At 44.2% G+C, this 11,043-nt stretch carries 10 protein-coding genes and 1 riboswitch; of the genes, 7 read left to right on the forward strand and 3 right to left on the reverse strand.

Annotated elements, in window-relative coordinates; all coding sequences use genetic code 11:
* Nucleotides 1-13: 13 nt before the first annotated feature.
* Complete coding sequence (locus G588_RS0104055) at nucleotides 14-3,526, reverse strand: hypothetical protein (RefSeq protein ID WP_155830735.1); 3,513 nt, start codon at nucleotides 3,524-3,526, stop codon at nucleotides 14-16.
* Between the two features lie 192 nt (nucleotides 3,527-3,718).
* Nucleotides 3,719-4,036, reverse strand: a complete 318-nt coding sequence (gene trxA / locus G588_RS0104060; protein ID WP_022777481.1) for a thioredoxin — start codon at nucleotides 4,034-4,036, stop codon at nucleotides 3,719-3,721.
* Nucleotides 4,037-4,231: 195 nt separating this feature from the next.
* A riboswitch (NiCo riboswitch) is annotated at nucleotides 4,232-4,338 on the forward strand.
* Between the two features lie 65 nt (nucleotides 4,339-4,403).
* On the opposite strand from trxA, the gene G588_RS0104065 reads away from it, so the two are divergent.
* The 4 genes from G588_RS0104065 (at nucleotide 4,404) to G588_RS0104080 (ending at nucleotide 8,215) form a co-directional block, all read left to right on the forward strand.
* Nucleotides 4,404-5,273, forward strand: coding sequence for a cation diffusion facilitator family transporter (locus G588_RS0104065; protein WP_022777482.1), 870 nt, complete (start codon nucleotides 4,404-4,406; stop codon nucleotides 5,271-5,273).
* Nucleotides 5,274-5,359: 86 nt separating this feature from the next.
* Complete coding sequence (locus G588_RS0104070) at nucleotides 5,360-6,004, forward strand: MBL fold metallo-hydrolase (RefSeq protein ID WP_022777483.1); 645 nt, start codon at nucleotides 5,360-5,362, stop codon at nucleotides 6,002-6,004.
* 180 nt (nucleotides 6,005-6,184) lie between these two features.
* Nucleotides 6,185-7,237, forward strand: a complete 1,053-nt coding sequence (locus G588_RS0104075; protein WP_330361400.1) for an FIST signal transduction protein — start codon at nucleotides 6,185-6,187, stop codon at nucleotides 7,235-7,237.
* A 15-nt stretch (nucleotides 7,238-7,252) separates the two neighbouring features.
* The gene (locus G588_RS0104080) at nucleotides 7,253-8,215 is read left to right on the forward strand and encodes a methyl-accepting chemotaxis protein (protein WP_022777485.1); all 963 of its coding nucleotides are present in this window, start codon (nucleotides 7,253-7,255) and stop codon (nucleotides 8,213-8,215) included.
* A gap of 155 nt (nucleotides 8,216-8,370) precedes the next feature.
* Here G588_RS0104080 and G588_RS0104085 read toward each other — a convergent pair whose 3' ends face one another.
* Entirely contained in the window at nucleotides 8,371-8,655 is a 285-nt protein-coding gene (locus tag G588_RS0104085; RefSeq protein ID WP_022777486.1) for a hypothetical protein, read from the reverse strand.
* Between the two features lie 164 nt (nucleotides 8,656-8,819).
* On the opposite strand from G588_RS0104085, the gene G588_RS0104090 reads away from it, so the two are divergent.
* The 3 genes from G588_RS0104090 to bcp are packed head-to-tail and all read left to right on the forward strand — an operon-like array spanning nucleotide 8,820 to nucleotide 10,948.
* Nucleotides 8,820-9,203, forward strand: a complete 384-nt coding sequence (locus tag G588_RS0104090; protein ID WP_022777487.1) for a VOC family protein — start codon at nucleotides 8,820-8,822, stop codon at nucleotides 9,201-9,203.
* A gap of 46 nt (nucleotides 9,204-9,249) precedes the next feature.
* Nucleotides 9,250-10,479 carry a hypothetical protein gene (locus G588_RS0104095; protein WP_022777488.1) on the forward strand — a complete coding sequence of 410 codons (1,230 nt, stop codon included), beginning with the start codon at nucleotides 9,250-9,252 and terminating at the stop codon, nucleotides 10,477-10,479.
* Between the two features lie 10 nt (nucleotides 10,480-10,489).
* Complete coding sequence (gene bcp / locus G588_RS0104100) at nucleotides 10,490-10,948, forward strand: thioredoxin-dependent thiol peroxidase (RefSeq protein WP_022777489.1); 459 nt, start codon at nucleotides 10,490-10,492, stop codon at nucleotides 10,946-10,948.
* Nucleotides 10,949-11,043 lie beyond the last annotated feature (95 nt).

The following is an 11,043-nucleotide window of genomic DNA, read 5'->3' on the forward strand; positions in this document are numbered from 1 at the left end:
TTGTTATTTAGGATTATTCTGTTACCTGGATGGTAATAGTTCTCGATAAGCCTTCGCAGCTAAGAGTATAGGATACTGTTCCCTTCTTGTTAGCTGTGAATGAGAAGCTGTTGTTGCCTGACTGAATATTTGTAAGTACTTCATTTCCGTCAGGTGTTGCGCTTCTTGATACAGAGCCCTTGGTAGGAGTTCCTCCGCTGCTCATGATGGCCTTGTAGGATATCGTAGCTTCCTGGCCCTTCTTGAGAGTGAAGGTATTGTTGTTGAACTCACCGGAGCCTGCTGTTCTTGTTACCTCGATGGAGGATGGCAGGCTGTACTTCAGTTCTACAGCATCACTGACAGCTGAGTCTGTTCCATCGTCGTATCTTACTCTCAGCATGTACTTAAGCTCAGTGCCTCTCTTAGGATTCTTGTGAATGTAAGAACCATTCGGTACTAGATAGTAGTGCTTTCCATCGTCTAAACTAAGTTCAACATGCAGGTTGCTCCTGTCGGTCTCCCTTGAGTTATAAGCATACGTTAATTTGATTCCTGAGTTTTCGTATGCAATTCTTGCATTGTCAACAGCCAGAGGTCTGTTCATTATTCTTGAAGAATAAGTGAAGTAGATACTTGAGGAAGCTGTTTTGTCCTGACTGGTCTTCGGTGCTGTAGCAGGCTGAACGAGGTAGAAGTAGTACTTGCCTACTTTTACGCTGGTGTCAGTCCAGGTAAGTGCCTTGGTGCTGGTTCCGCTGGTGCCTATTGTATCGATGTAAGTCCAGCGATAGGATCCAACTCCGAACTTTTGGATAAACTCTTTCCATCTGTCTGCAGAGAGCTGTGAGATGTAGTCTTCAATATCTGCCAGCTCTGTCTTGCCTGCGGCTTCAGCTTCTGCATACAGTTCATCAATCTTAGGCTTCATATCTTCAGTGAGCTTCTTGATATCACTGTCAACTTCAAGTCTGAATACTCTGTACTGGTCAATGTTCTTAAGCTGAGTGAAGCTAAGTTTAACTTTCTTGGTGGCTGCATTGGTTACCTTGAAGTTCTTAACCTGTGCGTAGAGGGCAGATGCCTTACCCATTATCTCATCAGAGATCTTGGTGATGTACGCTGAGCTGTCTTTGGTTGCAGCTGTGGTATTGTAAACAGGACGTACATAGTAGTAATAAGGTGTATTGATCTTGATATTTTTCTTATCCGTATAGGTAATGTATTTAATAGACTTGGGATTATCTTCTTCTTCTGTCGGGAATGTGTCAAGTTTCTTTGCTTTACTTATTCCTATCTTTGCTACAAGTACTTCGCCGTTCTGGGTAACAGATTCTCTTGTTTCGCCTTTGAAGGGCTTGTCGCTTCTGTAGAGCCAGTACTGTTTTACACAGTCATCTGCAAGCCACATGAGAACAATTCTGTCGGAACCGCCATCTGAGGTAATAAGGCCCTGAACTTCATCCATCTCGGGAACGATGAGTTCTCCTATGCCCCATCCGCCGGGGGTGTTCTTAGTGGTAGAGATTGCACGAACGGAATAGTAAGCTTCCTTCTCAGGAGTGAACTTATTGTAGTACATTGCGAAGATCTTATAATCTGAGAGGTAATTTCCCTCAATGGTACATTCCATAAGTGCAGTATTCTTGAAGGTATAATTCTTTACTTTCTTATATACACCGTTCTCATGATCGCACTTTAACAGGTCAAAGGACTTGATATCACCGATGTGTTCTTTTTTGACTAAGAAATAAATAAGTCCGCTCTTGGCACAAACAGAATAGTTTGTACCATGTACATACATCTGCGAAGCAAGGGGTACGTCGTATCCGTCAACATAGGAATTGATATGCTCATTAGCTCTTGCAAGATTGTACTTGTTGCCTTTCTTGGCATCTCTGGTGTCATAATAAACGCCTGCGCTTGTAAGTACATAACACCTATCTGGGCCGGCCTTGCAGGACAGAACGTTGGATGGAGCTGATACAACCTTCAGAGTGTTGACATAGGTTACAGTCCTTACGCGGCCATAGTAGGTGGTGCCTATAGTAACTTCAGGGGCATCGGCCTCGTAGTTTAACATGATTGCATCCGGAGTGGTCTTTTTGTTAACGAAGAACTGGCCGATGCTATTGCCCTGGTTGAAACCGGGATCTAAATTATAGGTGGTTCTCCAGGCTTCCTGGAATCCTGTCGGAGTCTTGACGTCGGCTTCTTTGTTCTTGGCAGCAAGCTCCACATAATAAGCCTGAGCGATGTCAGGTCTCTGGGTCATGGTGTAGCTAAACTCGCCTGTTTCGTTGCCACTCTGCATCTGGAGCATGTAAGGTGCTGCTGCGGTTACATACTGAGCAAGTACGTTGCCATCTGCGTCCATACATTTAAGAAGATAGAGAAGTGAATCTGCCTCAGTGTCAACGTTCTTAATAGTAATGGATTTGGACTTAAGTTCTTTGATAAGGTCTTCCTTATAACCTGTCTCCTGGGTAGTATCTTCTTCAAGGTGATACAGTGCATATTTCTTGTAGCTCTTCTGCTCAGGCTTGTTCTTGGTGTCAGGAGCCCAGCTGATCTTAACAGATGTAAGATTCTTCTGGATAAGAGCCTTCATCTTGATGCCTTCGTAGCCATCAGCCCATGTTGTATCGGATGCGGGATTAACAACGTTAGTTGCAGGAAGTGATACTTCATCCATGACAGCTCTGTCATATACAGGGTTTCCATCGACGAGTACTTCATTTCCGGCATTATCATATCTTGGTATGTATCCAAGTATCTTGAAGGAGTAGGGAGTACCCTCATCATCGGTATCGGCATAGCCAATCCATAATGTATAGTCAGATTTTTCATTAACAGCATCTTTGTCTGTCTGCGGAGTATATACTGAGGATAACTTAATGGATTTGCCGGGAGCGATCTCGAATCCAAGCAAAGCTGTTTCCTTATATTGGTCAGGAGTGGCATATATAAGAGCTGCGTACAGCTTGGGAGCATCATTGCCGGTAAATTTGTTTTCTACTCTGACATAGTTGGTGTAACGGGTTACAGCGAACTTATCAGTAGGGATATTGGCATCCCCTGCCTTAAGATTAGGTAAGGAACCACTGGATTTGAGGAGGCTTAAGGCTGTCTGGATATTGCTGTCCTCTACGCCGGGTACTGCCTCATCTGTCGCATCTTCAAGAAGAACCTCTTCGGCATCCTCCTGAATCTCTTCAGACACAGGCTCTTCTTCTAAGGTGCTCTCTTCCAAGGCGCTCTCTTCTAAGGCATCCTCTTCTGTGAAGACCTCATCATAGGTTCCTTCTTCTGTTGTGTTACCAAGGAGTTTATCGATGTCTTCGGGAGTAGCTATATAATCATCCCCATCATCTTCATACTCCTCTGCATATTCCTCGTCGAGAGCAAATTCCTCGGCTTCGGTATACGCCTCCTCTGTGAACTCATTCGCGGCAAATGCGCGGGTGTTCATGCTTAGCATCATTACCAGTGTCAGTAATAACGAAAGCATACGCATAGATCTTTGTGTGTGTTTACATCTTTTCATGAACTATCTCCCTCCTAGAGTTGCAATGAAATAAAAATTCATTTTTGTGATGCTTGGCAACATTAATTTTATAATAGTACGCACATAAAAAATCAGCTTTTGGTAAAGTTTAGAAAGATTTAATGATTTGGGGAGACAAAAAAGGCCGGGCCTGTTACGGCCCGGCAGGAGACTATTTATTATGGGGGTATATTACAGTACGGCATCCAGCTTCTTAGCCAGTGTATCCATGGGCATTGCACCCATTGCGCTGTCTACAACTTCGCCGTTCTTGATAATAAGGAAGCTGGGAATTGACATTATGCCGTACTTGGCAGCCAGCTGATTGTTCTCATCAGAGTTGACCTTGCCTACCTTGACCTTGCCGTCGTAAGCTTCAGCCAGCTTCTCAACAACAGGCATCATCATCTTGCAGGGACCGCACCAGTCTGCATAGAAGTCAACCAGTACAGGGATGTCGCTCTGTAATACTTCGTTCTCAAAATTCTCTTCTGTAAATTTATATTCCATGATTTATATCCTCCGATCTGAAAGGTGTTTGATTTGTGTTTCTAAAAATATAATTGCACACAATCTAATAATTGTCAACTATTAAATTGTGAGACATTTAATAATTTAGAAAAAGGCGCTGACGTTGACACGAAAAATTCCACATGTTACGATGATAAAAACTCTTTGCACTGCATAAACACATATGTGTCATCTACAGTACAAACTGAGCAGGCAATGCTTTTCCCGTACAAGAAATGCATGTGGCCGGGTCGTTGATAGCGACAGCAGATCAGACATTTGAGCGCATCTGCGGGACAGTAGTAGGTTCCGGGGTGGGCTTTTTTATTTACCTCGAGAAGATGACGAAAGTAATGGAGGTAATGTAATGGATGAAAAAACTATAGTAAAGAAGGTCTCTAAGGTTGGTATCTTCGGAAACGTTCTGCTCTCAGCCTTCAAGCTGATCGCAGGATTACTTGGTAATTCCGGAGCCATGGTCAGTGACGCGGTTCATTCCCTGTCTGACGTCTTCGCAACCTTCATCGCATATCTGGGAGTTCGCATGTCGATGCAGCCCGAAGATGAGGAGCACCCCTACGGTCATGAGAGACTGGAATCTGCTGCGTCTCTTATACTGGGAGTTATCCTTGCTGTGACAGGTCTTAGCATAGCCTCCACCGGAGTTCATAAGCTCATGGCAGGTGAGGAGATTCCCATTCCCACTATTCTTCCGATTATCGCAGCGGTTGTTTCCATCGTGACCAAGGAAGCCATGTTCTGGTATACCATGTACTACGCCAAGAAACTTGATTCCTCAGCCTTCAAGGCAGACGCCTGGCACCACAGGTCTGATGCCATTTCTTCAGTTGGTTCCTTTATCGGTATCGGTCTGGCAAGACTTGGTTTTCCCATTATGGATCCAATCGCCAGTCTCTTTATCTGTATTTTCATATTGAAAGTAGCTTACGACATTTCCAAGGACGCTTTTGTCAAAATGCTTGATACCTCCTGCGGCAAGGAGTTCGAGGATAATCTTCGTGAATTTATAGAGAAGCAGCCGGGAGTTCAGCAGGTGGACCTTCTCCATACCAGGCAGTTCGGTAACAAGATCTATATCGATCTGGAGATCGCAGCCAAAAGAGACAGTACCCTGGTGGAAGCACACGACATCGCAGAGAGCGTCCACAACAGCGTGGAACAGCAGTATCCAAACGTCAAGCACGTGATGGTTCATGTTAACCCCGGCAATTCATGAGGTTTTCACATAGGTGCATAGTGTGATAAGATAGATAGTGAAGGTATTTTAACTTATTTTTTCTTGTTTATGAGTGGGGGATAACTATGTTAGACAAGATCGAAGTATTCACGCACAGCAGTGTCAGGATCAGATGTGCGGAAGGCACCATCTATGTGGATCCCTTCAAGATGAAGGAAGAGCCACATGATGCTGATTACGTCCTGATTACTCATCCGCACTATGACCATTTTTCCATCGAAGACATCAGAAAAGTTATTTGTCCGGACACCATCATGATCGTGCCGGAGCGCATGGAGGACGACGCCAGGGAACTTGAGCGGGAAGTCAGATCCATCGAGACCGTAAGGCCGGGAGTATATCGTGAGATCGACGGCCTTGAGCTGGAGGCGGTACCGGCTTACAACACCGTCAAGCCCTTCCATCCAAGGAGAGCCGAGTGGGTTGGCTATATCCTTCGTATTGAGGGCAAAAGAGTCTACATCGCAGGCGATACCGGCGCCACCAAGGAAGCCAGGAAGATCAAGTGCGATATCGCACTGGTGCCCGTTGGCGGAACCTACACCATGGACACCAAGAGGGCAGCAGAGCTCATCAACGGCATGAGACCGGACTATGCGATTCCCACACACTACGGCGGGATTGTGGGCAGGAAGAGTGATGGGCAGACCTTTGCAGGACTTGTCAGCAGCCCTGTCAAGGTGGTTGAGAAGATACAATATTTTGATTGATAATTTAAGAAGAAATCAGCAGAGACAGGATTCATTCCTGCCTCTGTTTTTTTAATATAAAATTTCATGTTTTTTAACCAAAAAATAGTCGATTTTTTATAAAATTCCAGTCAATATAACGTAATATTATAAGAAGGAGAATCTTTTTTTCAAATATAAAAGGAGACATGCCTCATGAAAATGTTCTACGGTAAAAACCCACAATGTAACGTTAGTGACGCAGTAAGAGGCCTTTCATCCCCCAGGCTCATAGTCTTTACCTGCAGCGAGGATGGTTTTGACAAGGCTGTTGCTGACATCGAAAAAGCCTATCCCGGCGTACCCAGTATCGGCTGTATCGGCATGGGCTATGATTCTGCGATTCAGGAAAAAGGTGTTTCTGTCATGGCCTTTTCAGAGGGCGTGACCGTTGCTACCGGTGTTCTGGAGGGCGTATCCACCATGCCTGCAAGGCATATCGCAAGGTTGGAAAAGGATCTGGAGAAAGTTAGACCCGGCAAGGATAATACTGCCATCATTGATTTCTGTACCGGCAACGATGCAGCTGTTCTCACCACCTTAAGAGGATTGGTGGACAAATATAATCTCCAGGTTATGGGGGCCACCGGCGATGCGGGCAAGGTTTCCTGCAATGGCAAGATCTATAACGATGGAATGGTATATGCAGTTGTTCGCAATGAAGGCGGCAAGGTTAAGACCTACAAGGAGAACATCTATGTTCCCAAGGACAACACCCAGCTCATCGCCTCCAAGACCGACAAGAGCAAATATTATCTGGGCGAGCTCAACGGCCGCTCAGCCAAGCAGGTATATATGGAGCTTACCCACACAAGCAGCGACAAAGAGATCATCGCTCAGACCTTCAAGAATCCGCTCGGCAAGATGATCGGTAATGACGTGTGCATCATGTCCATCAAGGACGTTGCCGGCTCAGGACTTATCCTGTACCGTCAGGCCAATGACTCTGACATCCTGACGCTACTTGAGATGAGAGATCCCATGGAGGTTGCTCAGACTACCGTAGATAAGATAAAAGCTGATTTTCACCATATATCAGGCATTTACTCCGTTAACTGTATTTTCCGCTATCTGGTTCTGAAGGAGAGGGGCGAGCTCAACGGTTATCTGTCCAAGATCGCATCCCTTGGAACTTCCTGCGGACTTATTGGTTTTGGAGAGCACTACAATGCCCAGTTTGTTAACCAGACAATGACCTGTGTTGTTTTTGAATAAAAAAGGAGAACCATTATGCTTACAGATATGTTTAAGAAAAAAGACGAAGCAGAGGTCAATCAGCAGACACAGGTAGTAAAGTCTTCCGTTGACGCTGAGAAGATGGAGTCTCTGGTTTATATCGCAGATTCTATCAAGACCTTCCAGAAGGAGCTTGTTCAGAACGAGCTTAACTCCCTTACCGAGATCCATGATATGGGAGTTGCCGTTAATACTGTAATGGAGAGTAATGCTAACCTCCGGGAGCAGATGGATGCTTTTAACGAGATGTTCGAAGCCGTTAATACCAGCGCTTCCAAGTTCGAGGATGTTAAAGTTAATATTCTTAACAGCGTTGAGAATGCCCAGAACAAAGTGGAGGAGCTAAAGACCAGTTCCAACGAGGTTCGCGCCAGCTTCGATGAGATGACTCAGGGGTTCGAGAACTTCAAGAGCGCCGTTGACCAGATCTCCGATTACATGAAGAAGATCATCGGAATTGCAACCCAGACCAACCTCCTGGCCCTCAACGCCTCCATCGAGGCCGCAAGAGCAGGTAACGCAGGTAAAGGCTTCGCCGTAGTTGCTACTGAGGTTCGTGAGCTTGCCGATGAGATCAAAGTAATGATCAGCCAGGTTAACGCCAGCATCGACGCTGCCGGACAGGAGAGCGAGAAGCTCACCGAGAGCATGGCCAACTCCATCGCAGCCATGGACAGGAGCCTACGCGAAGTTGACGAGACCAAGGAGACCTTCGTTGAGATCATTGAGAGCGCCAACGGAGCCAACGCCGTTCAGCAGGAGATCTCAGATACTGCTGATACAGCCTCCGACGAACTTATCAAGATCGGCAACAGCTTCAGCGACATCAATAACAAATACGATGCACTGGTTGATCAGCTTGAGAGAGTCAACCGCCTTGGCACTACCAAGTCCAGTGTGTTCGAGCATATTGACAATCTGGTATCGCAGATACCGCCGATTGTGAAAGAGAGATAATATAGTCGAATATTTTAGTCGAAGGGGACGGTTTTTATACCAATGGGGACGGTTCTGTTTGGTAAAGTTTTGTTCGCAAAACTTTACCAAACAGAACCGTCCCCATTGGTATAAAAACTGTCCCCAGTGATGACTCTTAGTTCCCGCAGACTTCTTTACATAGCCTGCTGATCGTTGCTGCCCTGAGGGAACTGAACGCTCTGATCATTCTGAGCATCCTTAGGCTTTCTCAGAATCAGGAACATGAACAGACCACACAGAGGTGCTCCAAGTAAGATTCCAAGTACGAAAGCACCTACAAGGCAAGCGAAGAAACCGCCAACACCAAGTCCTACCTTCTGCTTCTTGATACCTGTAATGAGCGGAACAAGTCCGAGTACTATACCCATAACCAATGATCCCACAACTGCGCCAATTGCGTATGCACTACTGTAATCCATACAAAACCTCCTCTAAAAAAGTTAACAATATCTCTACCATTATACACGATGAAATGAGGGAATGTATGAAGTATCTGTGATTTTTCATTTCACTATGCTATATTCTTAAATGGAATAGGATATGTATATTATAGTAAACCGCTAATGGTATCATGAGGCTTCATATGAATATTGAACACATAGCAATGTACGTAAACGATCTTGAATCCGCCAGAGATTTCTTCGTCAAGTATCTCGATGGTACATCCAACGATGGTTATCACAATGTTAAAACAGATTTCCGCTCCTACTTCATCTCTTTTGATACCGGAGCGAGACTTGAACTGATGAATAAGCCGGGGCTGGTAGATGCGGAGAAGGCGCTGAATAGGACCGGATATATCCATATAACTTTTTCTGTTGGAAGCAAAGAGAAGGTGGATGAATTGACAGAGCGGCTTAAGGGTGACGGCTACGAAGTGGTGAGCGGTCCAAGGTACACCGGGGACGGATATTACGAGAGCTGTATTGTGGCCATCGAAGGAAATCAGATTGAGATAACTGAGTGATCAAGAAAAGTAAATTATGTGAAAAAAGTTGGGAGGGACGACAGCTGTGGAGAGTCAGAAAGAAGAAACAACGTTAGGCGTGTACTTAAACTATTTAAAGAGCGAAGCGGAAGTAGGAAAAAGAATAATAATATATTTTGGTATATATATAGTGTTAGTAGCAGTGTTTTATGCATTGTACTGGATGGCTGCGCCACAGGGGGAAAATACTGAAGTGTCTGCTAGCCAGATTGTAAACCAGATTGTGATTCAGTTTAAGGAAATGGTTGATAATCAGACGCATACAGAGCACGGATTTAACATTTTTATGTTTATGCTTTTTGTTATTTCTATATTTGGAATTCCTAAAGGAATTATGCATTTTTTCCCAAATAGCTATAGAAGTGATATTGACTATGCGTTTTCGAGTACTAAGGGAATTGGAATAAAGGATATCAAAAGAATCATATCCTGTGGACTGGCTTTAAGCTTTGCGTATTTAATTATTATAGGGACAAATATCATTAATTTTATTTCAACAGAGGAAGGTGGCAAAATCCCCAGATGGTCAGTAATGGTTCTTGCGCTTGTAATATTGGCAGTAGCAATTGTGACTAACTGGTTACGAGCCAAAGCTGAAGGAAGAGACAATTTGTTGGCATATATTCAGACTATACCTGTTATGATCTCAATAATTGCCTATCCGGTAAAGGAATATAATTTGAGATACATCGCTATCTATATCGGTGTTTTCACATGTCTTACAGTAAAAATGATGTGGGACATTGGCAAATTATCATTCGATAAAGTCGTATGCTGTATTAAGAATTATGACTCCAATGGAGATCTATATATCCACTATCGATTAGACGATGAACGAGTTGTATGCTCACGTAATCAGGAACTGACCAAAGATTCAAAACCATCTCTTTACAATATAAACGCTTTATGTAGAAAAGAAATTGAAAGCGAGCTCACAGACGGCAATAAAATCTGGCATGATTCTGTCCGGAAAATTACTACATTGAGAAAAGAAAAAAGAGAAAATAAGAAGATTGAAAAAACCAATAGGAAGGCAGAAAAAGCCAAAAAGAAAGCAGAAACCAAAGCTCTGAAGGCTGAAAAAAAGGCAAAGAAGGAAGCGGCAAAATTAGAAAATACAAAGCTTAAGGAAGAAATGAAAGAACTGCAAAACCAAATTGTTGAGCTTAAATCTATCAATGAAAAGCAAGGTCAAGAGATAATAAATCTTAAAACAGAGAATGAGAGACTAAAGACTCCCGGAAAGGGAGCGTAAGGAGGTCATTATGCTCGAAGTAGGAACCAAAGCCCCTGATTTCAAACTGCCGGATCAAAACGGCGAGATCCACTCCCTGTCCGAATACAAAGGGCAGAAGGTGGTCCTATATTTTTACCCCAAGGACAACACCGCGGGCTGCACCAAGCAGGCCTGCAGCTTCGGCGAGCTCTATCCCCAGTTCAGGGAAAATGGAGCGGTGGTGCTGGGAGTAAGCAAGGATTCCGTGGCATCCCATAAGAAGTTCGAGGAGAAGTACGGGCTGCCCTTTACTCTTTTATCCGACACGGAGCTCACAGTGATCAAGGCCTACGATGTCTGGAAGGAGAAAAAGAACTACGGCAAAGTCTCCATGGGAGTTGTCAGAACCACCTATCTCATCGATGAAAAAGGCGTGATCGTAAAGGCCATGGATAAGGTGAAGGCAGCAGAGAATCCTACGGACATGCTGAATATCCTTACAGAATAATCGTATATATATACAAAAAGTTTCATGCAAAAATACGCATAAATATACGCAATAATTGTATAAAATATGATATGTAAACCGCATTTGACCGTTTT

Source organism: Butyrivibrio sp. AE3009 (assembly GCF_000420845.1).
Taxonomy (GTDB): Bacteria; Bacillota; Clostridia; order Lachnospirales; family Lachnospiraceae; genus Butyrivibrio.